Below are 16,443 nucleotides of genomic sequence, written 5' to 3' on the forward strand. Positions count from 1 at the left end.
CTGAATTTGATTACGGAGGGCTCTTACATGAAACAGTATAAGATTGCCGTGCTGCCCGGCGATGGTATTGGTAATGAAATTACAATAGAAACCTTGAAAATATTGAAGTATATCCAAACGTACTACAGCTCGTTTCAATTTGAGTTTCAAATTTTTGACGCCGGGGCGGAACGGTTCTTGAAAACAGGTGTTACCATGCCGGAGGATACGTTTAACCATTGCAAAGCTGCGGATGCCATCCTTATGGGCGCTATTGGTTTGTTTGAAGCGAGGCATCCGGACGGACGCGAGGTTAACGGCGACGTTATTTTCCGGCTGAGATTCGACCTGGACCTGTATGCCGGCATTCGTCCGGTTAAGCTGTTTGAAGGTGTTCCGGGACCGCTAAGAGATACATCGAAAGGAATCGATTACGTTGTAGTGCGCGAGAACATTGAAGGCTTATATGCTTCGCGTGCAGGAGGCTGCAACGTTCGTGACGAGCTGGCCACGGATACCATCATTATAACGAGAACAGGGACAACTAAAATCGTTGAATATGCATTTAAGCTAGCTCAAAAGAGAAACGGGCGGCCGATCGACGGCAAGTCTATGGTTACTTGTGTAGATAAGGCGAATGTGCTAAGTTCATATGCTTATTTTCGCAAAGTGTATGATGAGGTTGCGCAAAAATATCCGCACATAGCCAAAGATTACGCCTATGTCGATGCTATGGCGCTATATCAAGTCATGTCTCCTCACAATTACGACGTTCTGGTAGCCGAAAACATGTTTGCGGACATTTTGTCTGACCTGTCTTCTGCAACAATAGGCGGATTAGGGCTCGCGCCATCTGCGGATATTGGGGATAACCACGGTTTATTCCAGCCCGCACACGGTTCGGCTCCAACGATTGCCGGGAAAAATATAGCTAACCCGATAGCAACCATTCTATCAGGGGCTATGATGCTCGATTGGTTAGGTGAAAGACATGGCGATGCCGAATTATTGCAGGCCGCCAAGTCTATCGAGCAGGCTATCTCTAATGTACTAAATGAAGGTGTTTGTTTGACCGTCGATATTGGCGGAAGTGCAGGAACAAATCAGGTTGGAGATGCTGTGATAGAGTCTCTACATCAAATATTGAAATAAAGGTGCCGAGTCGATGAGAATATTGAAGGGAATTACCATTGGGGCGGGGCATTTCGCCAAAATTCAAATGGATGCTTGGTCCAGGGTGAAGGGAGCAAAGATTGCCGGAATAGTAAGTCTGAATAAGGGCGATGCCCGCAGTTTGGCCGGCCAATTCGAAGTTCCTTTCGCGGGCGACAGTTTTGATGAGATAGCAGAGCGGGTACAACCGGACTTTATTGATATATGTACTCCTCCCGATTCCCATTTCCATTATGTCAAATTGGCTGCGGATAGAGGCATACCCGTTCTTTGCCAAAAGCCGGTAGCTCCAACACAGGAAGAGAGCCAGGCGTTAGTGCGTTATTGTAAAAAACGCAATGTACCCGTCATGATTAATGAGAATTGGAGATGGAGCGCGTGGTACCGAGAAATAAAACGGATCATTTCTTCAGGTGTACTGGGCACATTATTTCATGTTTACTTTGCAATGCGCACAGGAGACGGATATGGCGATCACCCATATCCGTTACAGCCCTATTTTAAAAATATGGAAAAACTTCTCCTCTATGAAACGGGGGTTCATTGGCTTGACACCTTCAGATATTTATTCGGAGATATTCGTTCGGTTTATTGTCAAACAAGAACATGGAACCCTGCCGTCATCGGAGAAGACGCGGTTGTTGTTCAATTGGCATTCGATAGCGGCATGACAGGGATATTTGATGCTAATCGGGTCGTGTATACCGAGACGGTACGGCCGCCTGCGTACGGATGGATGATGCTTGAAGGTGATCAAGGTAAATTACGGCTTAACGAGTCAGGACAAATATATGTTACTTTGCGGGGATCGGTCGAAACGGAGCATCCATATGAGATTCCAATAGGTTGGAACGGAGGATGCGCGACAGGAGCGCAACAGCATTTTATCGATTGCTTACATAGCGGCGCTGATTTTGAAACAGATGGCGAGACCTACCTTACTTCGCAAAACATCGTATACGCTTGCTATGAATCTGCCAAGAAAGATGCTGTAATTGTCATAAAGTAGGAGGCATTAACTTACATATCAATAACAGTCGGCCTCTTTGAAGATTTTTCATACTTGAATATGCTATAATTAGCGCAGCATGGAAAGTTGATGAGGCGGGTGTTTTTAACGTGGCGAGTCATAGCTTGGATCAATCAATGGATACATTAGACCGTGCGGTCTATGTAAAGCTCAAAGAAATGATCATGAATAAATCCTTTAAATCCGGAGAACTGTTAATTCAAAATCAATTGTCCGATCAACTGGGGGTTAGCCGAACCCCATTACGAAAAGCAATGGCAGAGCTCGAAATGGAAGGTTTACTTGAACGAATGCCAAAAGGCTGGCTTGTCAAAGAGTTTTCTATCGAGGATATGATTTCTGTGTTTGAAATTCGTGCTGCTTTAGAAGGATTAGCTTGCAGATTAGTGGCCGGAAAGATAGGAAAAGCTGATTTGGCCTACTTGAGGGCCATGTTTGAACAAGCCAAGCCGTCAGAGCAAAATATGATGCACGAATATTACGAGGCCGACGTTAAATTTCATAATATTATTGTCCAATCAACCAAGGATTCTTTATTGATCCGGACTATCAAGTCATGCAGAATTATTCAAACCAGCCACCAGCAGGGATTATACCTTCATCCCAATGACACCTACCAAGAGCATATGGATATAATAGATGCTTTAGAGGAAGGCGACGGTCATCAAGCGGAATCCTTGATGAGAGCTCATATACAGAAAGCTATTGTGAAGTTAAAATCAGGAAACTTTGAAGTATACAGGTAAGGAAGGGCTGTCCCAAAAGTCATTTTTGGATTTTCAACCCCCCACTCTGATATGAATTTACATGTAAAATGCCGCTTCCATCCCCACTAATATAGTGGTGTTGGAGGCGGCATTTTATATGTTTTGGGACCGGTCGGTCGATACGCTTACGGGACTTTTTCACTTTTTAGGACTTAAGGGATAGCTCTCGTAATATGTGTTGCATCCGTTATTGCAATCCCATCGATTATTATAAAGTATATCCTCATTCGGAAATTATTCGATCCTGACGCCTTCCTTTGATCTCCAAGGTATTATTCCCGCCCATTTCGGCGAACGCAAATCCAAAACGAGCATGCAAGACAGCTACAACGAGACCGTGCTGCTTCTTAGGCTGATGGGGCTGGAAGGACAGGTTCGTATCGAAGCGGGCGCGGCTTATGCCATGCCGAATGAAGAGACAGCCGTCGATTCTCCGGGCGCAAGATTGATTATTGAAGAAGCGATGAAAGACGACGACCGTCCTCTGCATGTAGCCTTTTTTGGACCGCTGACCGAAATGGCTTCGGCTCTTCTTATTGAACCGAAGATTGCGGAACGTAACATTCGGGTAATATGGATCGGCGGGGCGGAGTATCCGTCAGGCGGTCCCGAATACAATCTGTCGAACGACATCCATGCGGCAAATGTCATTTTTAAATCCAAGCTGGAGGTTTGGCAAATTCCTAGCAGCGTATATAGGTTGATGGCAGTAAGCTACGTAGAGTTATTTGAAAAAGTGTATCCGTTAGGAGAGATCGGCAAATATCTTGTCGAGCAGTTACTCGAATTCAATAATAACCGGAAAAGTCCCGATGAATACCGCTCTCTGGGCGATTCTCCGGCAGTCGGAGTCATCATGTATCCCAATTGCGGCAAATGGACGTGGAAACCGGCTCCTCTCTTTGACTCGAATATGAATTATATTCACACCGGCCAATACCGCCCGATACGTGTATATGAAACGATAGACGCCCGTTTTATTCATGAAGATTTCTTTGCAAAGTTAACCAGGTTTCACCGCAGTTCGCAGAAATGAATACCCATAATCAAAAGCCTGTCAATCAGACGGGCTTTTTGTTTTTCGTATAGGGTTGATTGTTGCCTCAGTACAAGTAAAAGCGAAGTCTGCGGGGATGTAGAAGCGCACGGCTGCATTTTAATTAAAACCTAAATATATGTAGAAAAACGCTAAAAACATGTGTATCTTCCTGTTTCGGTACATTGCTATAATCGAGGTGAATCTATCGAATGTTTTCTCCTGTAAGCCGAAGGTGTTATGCCTGTTATATATTTAAACACTCGGCCAAAATGGGTCAAATTTGTAAAGCCGCATTGCAGCGCAATATCCGTTACAGGGGAGCTGGATTTTGTCAACAGTTTCTGCGCCTCTTTGACACGAACGCTGTTCACGTATTCGATAAACGAAATTCCTGTAACTTCTTTAAAACGGTAGCTTAAATAGCTCGGATTAAAATGAAACATGGCCGCTAAATGTTCCAAGCACAGTTTCTCGGTATAATTTTCGTTTATATAGCGGATCATCCTCGTTATATTGTCCGATACGGGCAGCGTTCGCGGCTGCTGATGCGTTAGCAGATGGCATTGCCGTGTCGAGAACATTAGCAATTGGGTTAACAACATCGTGATTTCATGATTGTAACCGGCAGGCTGCTGTTTCATTTCGTACATCATTTTAAAAAGCAACGATTCAACGTATTCTTGTTCCCGGGATGCCAGCCTCAACATTCGATTTTCCTGATCGAAAGGGTACACCACATCAAAATCGGACGCGATAACGCCCGTTTTGTGAATCCACTTCGGATCGAAGTAAAGCTCGATCTTCTCATACCCGCTTGGATTGGCATCAAAGCTGCGGTGAATATCGGCAGGGGCTATAAAGACCAAATCTCCTTTTTGCAGAGTGTATGTGGTGTCTTTTATAAAAAAATGCCGTTCTCCGTCGATCAGGTAAGTAATCTCATACCTGGAATGAAAATGATCGTCCATGGAAAAATGATCTTTACGAATATGCTTGACCGTCAATTGATCATATTTCAATATGGTATTCGGTTGATTCCAATACACGGTATCACCCCCGATGCCAGGATGTCTCTATTATATCTAAATATATACGGGAGTGATGACAATGCAACATAAATTTGCAGCTCAGTTAAGTACGGTTAGAGATTTGTGCCGGGACGATTTCCCCCAAATTTTAAAAGAATTGAAACGAATGGGGTGGGCTGGAGCACAGATTTCCGGACTTTTGGGGTATGAGGCGCGGGAAATTGCTTCGGTTATGCAAGAAATCGGATTGAAAGCCGCAGGGATTCATGTGCCGCTTAACCGGCTGCAGGACGAGCTGGATATTGTAATTGAAGAGGCGGAGCTGTTCGATACTAAAGATATTGTGCTTAAAGTAATCGGAAAAGAGCTGCGGACAGAGGAGGGCTATCGTTCGGTAAGACGATTTTTGAATGAAGTCGCACGCAAATTAGCCCCGCAAGGCTTTCGGATCAGCTATCATAATCATGCATTTGAACTTGAATCCGAAGTCGAAGGGAAGCTTGCATTGGAGTATATGCTGGAGCCTGCGCCGGACAATCTGGTGCTCGCGGAAATCGATATTTATTGGGTGAAAAAAGGGAACCGCGATCCTTTATTGTTTCTTGAGCCTTACATAAACCGGATGCCGATTATTCATTTGAAGGATATGACGACCGATGAACGACAAACCTTTGCCGAGATAGGAACAGGCTCTATTGATTTTGCCCCCATATTGGACTGGTGTGAAGCTTCCGGAGTCGAATGGTACGCGGTGGAACAGGACGTTTGTCCCGGAAATCCGATGGACAGCCTGCAGATCAGCTTGAACAACCTGATGAAGCTGGCGGAAGCCAGGCAGTCTTTGAGATAGAGCGCTAACAGATCTGAAAGGAGGCGATCCGCATTATTTCGTGGAAAGGGCTAAAACGTACGGTTACGGTTGCGGCCCTTCGTTTTTTCCTCATTCGGATAATCTGCTTGGACGCAGCAGCGGTGACCCGTCTCCTCTAAGAGAAACAAAGCGGCATCCCCCCCGCATAATTGCTTTTACCACACACGCAACTTGATACGACTCTACTTCATTGCTGATTCTTAAACGCTAGTATGAAGGGAGAAAAATGTATGAGAAAGTTGTTCCTGTTTTCTTCATGGTTCAAGCTGCATCTCATCGTGTTATTAGCTTGCAATATGCTTGTAGGTAATCTGCTCTTTATAACTTCCGCTTCGGGTGCAACACTATTAACCGTATATGGAACCAAAACAGATGACACTCTGTTACCGAACGCGCGGCAGTTGACTTCCTCCCAGCCAAGCAATCCGACCAGTTACGCAACGACCGTAAATAATTCAACCGGATGGGTAGAGCTGCTGTCCAGAGGAGGTACGGGAACGATCGGCTCCAACGCACCCACTCCTTCCGGAAACGGCTTTATTTGGAATGACACTGCATTGGAAGGCCAGCAAATTGTCGCAGGGAACTGGACTGCAAGCCAGGATCTTAAAACAAGCTCGGGTACCGTTGTTGCCGACGTCCATGTTCGTGCTTATAAACGCAGCTCTACAGGCAACTATACGCTGATCGTCGATTCGGTTGCGGCAGGGCAAACGATCGGAAGCGGCAGTACGTTGATTTCTTTGCCTGCAGTTTCAGGCGCGGCCGTAAGTTTCGGCGTGGGGGACAAATTATATTTCGATATCGTGTTAAAAATCAATACTAACAATATGAGCTCAGGCGCGAGCATCAAGATGAACGAAAACACGATGAACGGTTATCTCGCTACGCCGGGTTACCAAGCGGCTTCCGGCTCGAATCTCATCGCGAACCTGACCGTAAATGATAGCGCCAATGCGGCAAACTGGTCAGTTCAATCCAATATTCAAGCGGGCGATATGCAATACGGAGATCGGACGTATGCTCTTACTGCCGTCCCGGCGAGCGTGGCCGCGAGCGATTGGATTCGAACGGCTAACGATTCCAAAACTTTTACAGGGACAACGCTGGTTAGCTTTAAGGTGAATTCGGCTGCCGATGTCTATGTAGCTCACAACGACTCTATTACTCCGAAGCCGGCCTGGATGTCCGGATGGACGAATACGAACGAAGTCGTGAAGAACAATCAAAATAACACATACAGCTTGTATAAAAAATCGTTCAATACCGGAACGACGGTATCTTTGGGTGATAACGGCAATACAAGCACAGCCCTTTATATGATCATCGTGAAAGCTTCATCAGGAGGGCCGCCACCGATAGATCCCGTTATCGACGGTATTATTAAGACTACTTTGGACGGGATCAATTCCTACGGATGGGACCCGGCCAACAACGGAATTTACATTAACTGGAACCGGAGCGACCCGAACAAGATTAATTGCGCCGGCAGCGGTATATGTGATGCCCGAGGCTCGGCTACGAGACATGACAGCCAGAATGATATCCGCGCCCTGCAGCATATGTACTGGTACAAATGGCGCCATCCGGGCGATACTTCACAGAATACGGCAATCGCACGTCTTCTCCCGACGGTAAAATCCAAATATGGAAGCACCAGCAGTCCGAAAGGATGGATGTATTATGTGCTGCTGAGACTTCGTGATTATACGGATAATCCAAGTGATGTCGCCTATTGGGAAAACGTCATTGTAAATTGGGCTCAAAAGCAGTACACCAGCATTGATCCAGTACTGGGGGTTCAGCACGACAAAAATATGGGGAACTGCGACTGCGGCTCCAATACGATCTATCTTGACGATGCTTATCGGGTTGACCGTCAAGTCGAGCTCGGGGCGGCGCTGGTTGACGCGGGAACGCGCTTCAATCATCCGGAATGGGTGACAGCCGGCCATAACCAGGTTATGACCGTATACAATCAGGCTTTCAGCAATACCTATAACTTGTTTACACGTATCTATGTCGTCAAAGATGCAACTTACGGTAATAATAAAATATGGGATACTCAAGCGAAAATCGGCGAGGTTTCGGAAGAAATCGATGCGCTTGTGCGTGCGGCCGCGGTCACAACAAACTCAATAATCAAGAATGATTTCATGAACATCTCGAAGAAGATGTTGAATGCGCTTCGAACTCAACCTATCCACGACACAACGAACGGCGGTTTTTACGGTAAAATGTACGTTGGAACCAATTACGATGGCGAACCGGGAGGCAAGGTCAGCTCGGACAAAGAAATGAGACAGGGTTCATTGCTGGGTACTTTGCATATAGCCAATGCGGTTTTGTCTCCTGCCAACCAGTGGTCGGATCTTGAAGCGGAAATGCTGAGAGTGGATACGAAGACGCTATCCGATAATCCGCGAGGCATGTTCCTGCCTAATATTGCAGGCAGCGGTACGCTGAACGGATATCCGAAATCGTTAGCCGGCTATACGTTTCAAATGAATGCCGACTGGTCGATCTACGGCATTGAGAATTGGGTCAGCAATGAATCCAATAGCCTGGCCTTGCTCGGACTCCAGCAGGTGCTGACACCTTGATTCGGATGGAATGAGGTCCTAATGATGATGCAGCGAGTGTCTGACGGGTCATTGCTGCTGCGTCCAAGTCCCCGGATAAAAAATGTAGGCTTTGCCGTGATTCGAGTCAGCGGCAAAGCCTATAATTATTTGAGCTTTGCTTCTATTGAACATACTCTATTTAACCTTTTTCCGATACTTGCTCGGACTCATGCCGCGAATATCCCTGAAACTCCTTGAGAAGCTGGAAAACGTGTTGAAGCCGACCTCCAAAGCGATTTCCGAGATCGACAGTTCAGTGAAAGCGAGCAATCCGCAGGCGTGACGGATGCGCAGCTCGCGGATGAAATCAATGTAATTTTGCCCTAATGTTTGCTTAAGCCTTTCGCTTAAATGAGTGACGTTGAAGTGAAAGCGGTCGGCCAATTCCGTTAGCGCCAAAGGCTCGGAGTAGTGTTGGTGCACGTAATGAATAACTTTCCATATATCGGAGGTTCGTGAACGCGGCGAGATGGTTTTAAGCTCCGGAACCCCGCGATGACGATCGAATAAAATTAAAGCCTCGAACAGAAGGGCGCGCAGCGAAACGTTCCGCCACCGATCGCTCCCTGCGTAATCGGATGCCATGTTTTCAAAAATGCGAAACAATTCGCCGAAGGCCTCCTCGTCCAGCTGACAAAACGGCGTACCGTTATCCGCTTCGTCCAACAGCTCCTGCATGCCCCAATCATGGTGGCCCGACGGCAGCAGCAAGCCCAGATCGAAATTGCACACCCATATCGTTAGAGGAGTCTCGGTATGGCTGCGATATTCATGAATCTGGTATGGCAGCGTAAACGTGACAGTGCCGCGCCGCATCGGATGCTCTACTCCGTTAATCCATCCTGTTCCTTCTCCATCCAGAACTAAAATGAGAGTGAGGAAGTCGCCACGGTAAGCGGGGACTAAGCAGCGGTGTTTCCGCTCCATGAAAAAAGGGAATGAGCTGTCGCGATTCGGGTATTCCCATAAATATCTCGGATAGACGCCCATCGGATACCTCCGCATTCGTGATCGGACTTCTTCATTTTATTATACCGAAAATATGCAATATGTTCCTGAAAAAATGTACGTCTGTCCGCCTTTGTTTTATCTATAATAATGGATGTGTCAACGATCTCCATTAATTGATGTAGAGGAGGAGCAGTACATGGAACTTAAAGCCTCATTTAAAGGAATATTCACAGCACTGGTTACCCCGATGCATGAAGACGGCAGTCTTGACTTACCGTCGTTAACCGGACTGGTGGAACACCAGCTGCAATACGGCATACACGGCTTTTATGTCGGCGGAAGCACAGGAGAAGGGCTTATTTTGTCGTCCGAGGAGCGAAAGCAGGTGCTCGAAACGGTGCTGACTGCAAATCGCGGGAGGGCGAAAGTCGTCGCACATGTCGGTTGCATCAGTACGGACGAAAGCATAATGCTTGCCCGCCATGCGGAACAGGCGGGGGCCGATGCGATTTCGGCCGTCGTGCCGTTTTATTACAAGGTCGGAATGAACGAAATACGCAGCCATTATGAAGCAATCATGAACGCCGTTCGTTTGCCGATGCTGATCTATCATTTCCCCGGCGCTACCGGTGCGAGTCTGACGATGTCATTTTTTGAGGAGATGGCGCTTCATCCGCAATGCCTCGGAGTGAAATTCACCTCTTTGAATTTATTCGAAATGCAGCAAATCCGCGCCAAATGCGGACCGGATTTCCTGATCTTGAACGGTCATGACGAGGTGTATGCCGCCGGTGCGCTGATGGGAGCTGACGGCGCAATCGGCAGCACTATGAACATGATGCCCAGCCTGTATACCGACATGTTCGACAAGATCGGCCGTGGAGATTGGAATGCCGTTGTCCAAATTCAAAGCGCGGCAAACGAGATCATCGCCCATATGTTAAAATTCGACGTGATCCCATATGAGAAATATATGCTGTACTTGCAAGGGGTCATTGCCAATCCGAAAGTACGGCAGCCCCTGACCCAGCTTGAAGAAAATGACTGCGCCGCGATCCGGGCGTACTATGAGAGCGGCAAAGTGCTGAATGCATATCGAAAATGATAGACAAGCGGTCAGATAAAATGGACCGTGGGAGTTGAACGGTTAATCGCGGCACGCTCGTCTCACGCATCCCTTGTAATACAGTCCAAAAACGCTTTAATCGCGGGAGTCGGCAGCTTTTCCTTTTTACGGACCATATAAATATGGCGGCTGGCCGGAAATGACGGCAGCGGAAAGGCGATCAGCTCGCCGCTGCCGATTTCCCGTTCGCAGCTTTTTTGAGACAGGATGGCGGCTCCAAGCTGTTTCTTGACCATTTCTTTCATCGTTTCCGTAGCCGACACCTCCAGCACGCTTTGCAGCTGCAGACGGTTTGCTTCGGACCATTGATCGATCAGCTCGCGGCTGACCGATTTTTTTTCATGCATAATGATAGCCAGCTTGCGTAAATGATCGAGGCCGACCTCCCGCATGCCGGCGAGAGGATGACCGGGACTGAGGATGAGGATAAGATCGTCCCGGGCAAGCGGTGTAATGAAATATTCCCCTTCCTCATGCTCCCAACGATAATGCGGCATAATAGCGACGTCCAATTCGAAATTGTTCAGCATGTCCAGCAATCTCGATGCAATGTTGACCTCCAATGAAATCGTCACATGGGGGTGAAGCTCCATAAATAACGAGAGATATTGAGGCAGTATATAGGTTGCGGGAGTATACGTCGAGCCTATGGCGATTCTCCCTCTTTGCAGCCCGCGGAATTCATCAACCATATTCAGCATCTCGTCTTCCATGCCTATCATTTGTTTCGCGTAATGATAGAACGATTCTCCTACATCCGTCAGCCGGATCAACCGGTTGGAGCTGGAAAGAAACAGCGGAACTCCTATCTGCTCCTGCAGCTTGTTCAAATGAAACGTAACTGTAGGCTGGGATATTTTCAGCTTCTCCGCTACCAGCGTAAGCTTTTTATAGTTAACGGTTAAGACAAACACCCGAAGCTGCTGCAGGTTCATTGGCAATCTCCTCTATCCTGTCTATTGATGAAATCTATAATATTATAATGATTATAAATGTTATTTAACAAGGGATTTACGCTAATTTTACACGGGGAAAAACTATGGGCTTTATATTGATTATGTGAGGAAAAAAACATGTAATCGAAAAGGAGCTCGTCAAAAATGAAAAATTCAATTTTGAAGCATCCCAGGCTTTCGCTTGTTCTTGCCGGCATGCTGACGGTAACGGGACTTATCGCCGGATGCGGCACTACAGCCAAGCCGGGAACGGATACGGCATCGACGCCGGCGCCGCAGGCACAGGCCGCTCAACCGGCAGCGGAGAGCGCCTCCAAAGATTTTACGCTTTACGTAGCGGAGAGCTTCGATAAGGCGCTGGCCAAAAGCTTTGAGGAAAAAACCAAAATTAAAGTAAATATCGTCCACATCGCGACAGGCGATCTGATTGCCAAAATCCAGGCGGAACGCAATAACCCGCATTGGGACGTGGCCTGGTTCGACGGCGCGACCTCGATGCAGTCTCTTAACAAGCAAGGACTGCTGCTGAAGGATTGGTCCCCGGCCAACGTCTCCAATTACACCTCGCTCGGAAAAGAACTGATTCCGTCCGACCGCGCCTTCTTCCCGACTCATGTTACCGCAGCGGCAGCTATTGCCTATAACACGAACGCAGTGAAAAAGGAACAAGCTCCCAAGGACTGGAGCGATCTGTTAAAGCCGGAGTTCAAAAATTCCGTCGCCATGAATGACCCCAGCGTTTCCGGGCCGACATACCCGTTTGTCGCCGGCATGCTGCAGCAGCTTGGGGAAGCCAAAGGCAAACAGTTTTTTCAGGATTTGAAAGCAAACGGATTAAAGACGTTCCCGAAAAACCCGAATACGCTGCAGTCGCTTTTAACCGGCGCTACCAAAGCGATTATGATTCAGGACACGGCGATATTGAACTCCAAAACGAAGGGCGACCCGGTAGAAATCGTGTATCCTGCCTCCGGCGTCCCGATGCTGTACGGAACAATTGCGGTCAGTCCCAAATCTTCGCGTATGGATGCCGCCAAGCAGTTTGTCGAATATGTGCTGTCGCCGGAAGCGCAGAAGCAAATGGTCGATCCGAAGGTCGGAGAAGCCGACTCTTATTATCTTCCTATCATTCAGGGGGTAGAGATGAGCCCGCAGCGGCCAACCCAGGAAGTAAAATGGTTGAACGTGGATGTCATTAAAGGCTCGGAAGCTGAAAATGAGCTCAAGAAGTGGTTCCATGACAGCATTGTACAATAAATCGAAGCGGCTGCTTAACCGGTGGTCGGTTCAAGGTCTGGGCAGCTTGCCCGGGCTGCTGCTGATGGCAGTTCTGATTTTGTACCCGTTGGCAAGCCTGCTGCTTCAAGCCGTCTTCCCGCATCTGTTCGATATGGAGATGAGCTGGGAGCCTTCACTTACGTCTATTGCGGCCGTACTCACCGACCGTACAAACCTGATAGCCGTTATGAACTCGGCGATAACCGGAGTTTGCGCCGCCGTCGTCGCTACGCTGTTAGGCACGCTGACCGCTTACGCGGCCTGGAAGTCGGACGGGAAAGTGAAAGCTTGTCTGCAGCTTTCCGTGTGGCTGCTCTTTTTCTCCCCCTCCTATTTGATCGCTCAGGGATGGATCATTTTTATGCAGAATGGAGGAATTGCGGTTCAATTATTCGGACTTCAAGCGGGCTGGTCCGACTGGTTTTTTTCCCGGTTTGGTTTAATTTTGGTAATGGGCTTCCGCTATTTCCCGTTTGTCCATTTGTCCATGAGCCAGGCATTCGCCCAATTAGGCGAAGAATATATAAGGGCGGGACGCATGCTGGGGGCGAATAAACGGGTCCTGTTTACCTGGATTGTATTTCCGCTCCTGACGCCTGCCTGGATGGCGGGAGCGTCCATCGCATTTGCGGAAGGCTTCGGCGATTTTGGGATGGCGGCGGCCATCACGCCGCATTCGCATGTTCCGACTATTACGTATCGGATTTACACGGCATTGAACCAGGCGCCGGTCAATTACCCCGACGCATCCGTGCTTTCCGCCATCGTGCTGATCGTCACCGCACTGGCGCTTTGGCTGCAATTTCGCTGGATGAAGAGAAGCAGCTATACGCTCGTTTCCACCCATACGAAGCCTATGGAATCGAAGGGGCCGGCATGGGGAGCGGTATGGACAAGCTATGCCATACTCCTATTCGCCGTTCTTCTGCCGTTCGGTTCGACGCTAACCGTGTCCTTATGGAAAACGTGGAGCGGCGGGATTGCCGGCTCCAACTGGACGCTGGCGCATTATGCGGCTTTGCTGGACACGGACGGCGAAGTGCTGGCGGCCATTATGCGTTCGCTTGCGTACGCGTTAGTCGTAGCGGCGGCGACGCTTGTCCTGGGCTTGATGATCTCGTTTCAAATGACCTTTTTTCAAAATAAAATCAATAAGGCGATGGATACGATCATTTTGTCCACGATGGCCATCCCCGGTGTTGTCCTGGCGGCCGGCTTCGTCTTCGCCTGGAACGCGACATGGCTCATACCGCTCCATCTGGTGCTCTATGGTACCCCGGTATGCCTGGCCCTTGCTTACATGGCTTCGGCCCTGCCTTATTCGGTGCGTCTTCAGCTGGGCGCGATGAGCCAATTGTCAGGCAACCTGCTGACCGCGGCTCAAGTACTGGGAGCCCGCAAGACAAGAGTGCTTCGAGTCATCGTGCTGCCCTTGATTCGGATGACGGTGATGTCCAGCTTTGTACTCACCTTTATCCATACCTTCTTTGAGCTGCCGGCATCTGCGATGCTGTATCCCGCGGGCCAGCCTCCGCTGCCGGTTGCCATCGCCGCCCGGTTCAATTCCTTCGATTGGCCTGCGGGCTCGGCCATGGCGGTAGAAGGCATGGCCGTGCTCATACTGATCTATTTGCTGACGCATCGGTGGCTTCGAAAACCGGATGGCCGCAAGGAAGCCGCCGACAATAGGATTAAGCGGGAAACGGCGCCGCTGCAAACGGCTGAGCGCACCCGGCAGACACTACATCTTTAGGAGGGGTACCATGCATATTCAAATTGAGCGAATCCATAAGCGTCTTGGCGGCAGGTCGATCCTCCAGGATGTCTCCTTGCAGGTGAAGAAAGGGCAATTCACGGTGCTCTTGGGTCCGTCAGGCTGCGGGAAAACAACGCTCCTGAATATATTGGCAGGCTTGACGGACATTGATGAAGGCGAAATCCATATTGGCGGGAAGCTGTATTCCGCTCCGGGCTATACGATGCCACCGGAACTTCGCAACGTAGGGATGGTGTTTCAGGATTTTGCCTTATGGCCCCATATGAGCGTTTATGATAATGTTGCGTTCGGACTGAAGGTGCTGCGAATGGCCGATAAAGAAATTAAGGAACGGGTTGCCGACGTGCTGCAGCTTGTCCAGATGCAGGCTTACCCCGATCATTACCCGCATCAGCTGTCAGGGGGACAGAAGCAGCGAATCGCCATAGCCAGGGCAATGGCGACCCGTCCGGAAGTGCTGCTTATGGACGAGCCGCTATCGAGTCTGGATGCGCGGCTGCGCGAGCAAATGCGCTGGGACCTGCTGCGGATCCTGCAGGATGCGGGAATCACGTCCGTCTATGTGACCCACGATCAGCACGAGGCGCTTAGCATGGCGGATGAGATCGTGCTGTTGAATGAAGGCAGGATCGAGCAGACCGGATCCCCGGTGCACATGTACCGGCAGCCCCGTTCCGTATTCGCAGCATCGTTTCTGGGGGCTGCCAATTTATTGGAAGGAACCGTAACGGAATACGATCGCGGAGTTTCCGTGGTCGATTGCGGCGGATTGCGCGTAGAGGTACAGGACGAAGACGCGGTTCCGGGCGAGAAAGTGACGATTTTGTTTCGTCCCGGAGCAGTCGAGTTCGCCTCATACGGCGGCACACGGCCCAGCGGCGTTTCGTTCAGAGCCCGCATCAGACAGCGCGCTTTTCACGGCTCGGAATGGCAGTACCGGGTTCAGATCGAAGAGAGTGGTTCCGTTTCTCCTTCAATACTAATAGAAGCATGGGATCAAAGCGAAAGGTCCATCGGAGAATACTGCGAGCTGTCAGTCCCTCTTCACAGCTGTCGTGTCATTCGGGGGAAATACGTTGTTGAACATCAAAGATAGAGGTTGTGATCCACATGTCGCGCATTTTAGCGATTTCAGATATTCACGGACATAGCAGAGGCTTGAAGCTGCTGCTGGATTATGCCGAATATGTGCCGGCAAATGATCGATTGTTTTTGCTCGGCGATTTTTTAAGCTACAGGGAGTCGGAAAACAGGCAGACGCTCCTCCTGCTGCAGGAGTTGATTCATGACGGGGCGGAGGCCGTGATCGGGAATCATGAGGTCCGCCTGCTGAACGAGCCCTACCCGACGGACTGGCAGGAAGCGTGGCTTCCGCTGATCCGTTCGATGAAGCCTTACATCAGGTATGACCGGTATTTGTTTGTCCATGCCGGAATCCAGCCCGGACTGCCGCTGGAGCAGCAGCCAGTTCAGACATTGACGGAAATACGCCAACCGTTTCACGCGGATACATTCGTTCCCGACCCGTATGTCGTGTTCGGACATACGCCCACCGAACGATTGGGCTGCAAACCGGGTAGCGTTTATTTTGCCAATCATAAAATCGGTATCGATACGGGGGCGAAGCATCATCTTCGGCTTACGATGGTTGACTTGACGAACAGGCTCGCTTATTCCTGCTCGACAGCACGCGAAAGTCATTATTCCGATCTGCAGGTCACTTCGTTTTAACTCCTGCAAGAGCCGCAGCGAACTCGCTTCTGCACAGGCGACAATTCTTAGGGTCTTTTTTCAGCCGGGGGGCACCTATAGTGAACTCGTTCAGCTATGCTGAACATCGGGGA

Annotated in this window: 14 protein-coding genes; 11 read left to right on the top strand and 3 right to left on the bottom strand. The window is 49.1% G+C overall.

Annotation, left to right across the window (positions count from 1 at the left end):
- The first annotated feature begins 27 nt into the window (after positions 1–27).
- The 4 genes from E1757_RS09065 (at position 28) to E1757_RS09080 (ending at position 3,985) form a co-directional block, all read left to right on the top strand.
- The gene (locus tag E1757_RS09065; RefSeq protein ID WP_133226953.1) at positions 28–1,131 is read left to right on the top strand and encodes an isocitrate/isopropylmalate dehydrogenase family protein; all 1,104 of its coding nucleotides are present in this window, start codon (positions 28–30) and stop codon (positions 1,129–1,131) included.
- Between the two features lie 13 nt (positions 1,132–1,144).
- Positions 1,145–2,161: a Gfo/Idh/MocA family protein gene (locus E1757_RS09070; RefSeq protein WP_133226955.1), complete on the top strand. Its 1,017-nt coding sequence runs from the start codon at positions 1,145–1,147 to the stop codon at positions 2,159–2,161.
- Positions 2,162–2,271: 110 nt separating this feature from the next.
- Positions 2,272–2,928: a GntR family transcriptional regulator gene (locus E1757_RS09075; protein WP_133226957.1), complete on the top strand. Its 657-nt coding sequence runs from the start codon at positions 2,272–2,274 to the stop codon at positions 2,926–2,928.
- A 334-nt stretch (positions 2,929–3,262) separates the two neighbouring features.
- Entirely contained in the window at positions 3,263–3,985 is a 723-nt protein-coding gene (locus E1757_RS09080) for a nucleoside hydrolase (RefSeq protein WP_133226959.1), read from the top strand.
- Positions 3,986–4,173: 188 nt separating this feature from the next.
- On the opposite strand, the gene E1757_RS09085 is transcribed toward E1757_RS09080, so the two are convergent.
- Positions 4,174–5,034, bottom strand: a complete 861-nt coding sequence (locus tag E1757_RS09085; RefSeq protein ID WP_133226961.1) for an AraC family transcriptional regulator — start codon at positions 5,032–5,034, stop codon at positions 4,174–4,176.
- Between the two features lie 61 nt (positions 5,035–5,095).
- Here E1757_RS09085 and E1757_RS09090 point away from each other — a divergent pair, with 61 nt between their 5' ends.
- Positions 5,096–5,866: a sugar phosphate isomerase/epimerase family protein gene (locus E1757_RS09090; RefSeq protein WP_133226963.1), complete on the top strand. Its 771-nt coding sequence runs from the start codon at positions 5,096–5,098 to the stop codon at positions 5,864–5,866.
- Between the two features lie 251 nt (positions 5,867–6,117).
- Positions 6,118–8,490, top strand: a complete 2,373-nt coding sequence (locus E1757_RS09095; protein ID WP_133226965.1) for a hypothetical protein — start codon at positions 6,118–6,120, stop codon at positions 8,488–8,490.
- 156 nt (positions 8,491–8,646) lie between these two features.
- On the opposite strand, the gene E1757_RS09100 is transcribed toward E1757_RS09095, so the two are convergent.
- Positions 8,647–9,501, bottom strand: a complete 855-nt coding sequence (locus tag E1757_RS09100) for a helix-turn-helix transcriptional regulator (protein ID WP_165972026.1) — start codon at positions 9,499–9,501, stop codon at positions 8,647–8,649.
- Between the two features lie 157 nt (positions 9,502–9,658).
- Between E1757_RS09100 and E1757_RS09105 the strand changes: the two genes are divergently transcribed.
- Positions 9,659–10,567: an N-acetylneuraminate lyase gene (locus tag E1757_RS09105; protein WP_133226969.1), complete on the top strand. Its 909-nt coding sequence runs from the start codon at positions 9,659–9,661 to the stop codon at positions 10,565–10,567.
- A 62-nt stretch (positions 10,568–10,629) separates the two neighbouring features.
- Here E1757_RS09105 and E1757_RS09110 read toward each other — a convergent pair whose 3' ends face one another.
- Positions 10,630–11,523 (bottom strand): LysR family transcriptional regulator, encoded by an 894-nt coding sequence (locus tag E1757_RS09110; protein WP_133226971.1) that lies wholly within the window; start codon positions 11,521–11,523, stop codon positions 10,630–10,632.
- 165 nt (positions 11,524–11,688) lie between these two features.
- On the opposite strand from E1757_RS09110, the gene E1757_RS09115 reads away from it, so the two are divergent.
- From E1757_RS09115 to E1757_RS09130, 4 genes are read left to right on the top strand one after another with little or no spacing between them, the layout of a single operon-like run.
- A complete protein-coding gene (locus tag E1757_RS09115) occupies positions 11,689–12,801 on the top strand; it encodes an ABC transporter substrate-binding protein (protein WP_133226973.1) in 1,113 nt (370 codons plus the stop codon).
- Positions 12,782–14,575 (top strand): ABC transporter permease, encoded by a 1,794-nt coding sequence (locus E1757_RS09120; protein ID WP_165972027.1) that lies wholly within the window; start codon positions 12,782–12,784, stop codon positions 14,573–14,575. The genes E1757_RS09115 and E1757_RS09120 overlap by 20 nt, the downstream gene beginning before the upstream one ends.
- A 10-nt stretch (positions 14,576–14,585) precedes the next feature.
- Complete coding sequence (locus E1757_RS09125) at positions 14,586–15,695, top strand: ABC transporter ATP-binding protein (RefSeq protein WP_165972028.1); 1,110 nt, start codon at positions 14,586–14,588, stop codon at positions 15,693–15,695.
- Positions 15,696–15,709: 14 nt separating this feature from the next.
- Positions 15,710–16,330 carry a metallophosphoesterase gene (locus E1757_RS09130; protein WP_133226979.1) on the top strand — a complete coding sequence of 207 codons (621 nt, stop codon included), beginning with the start codon at positions 15,710–15,712 and terminating at the stop codon, positions 16,328–16,330.
- The last annotated feature ends 113 nt before the right edge of the window (positions 16,331–16,443 follow it).

This window comes from Paenibacillus piri (genome assembly GCF_004354045.1).
GTDB lineage: Bacteria > Bacillota > Bacilli > Paenibacillales > NBRC-103111 > Paenibacillus_S > Paenibacillus_S piri.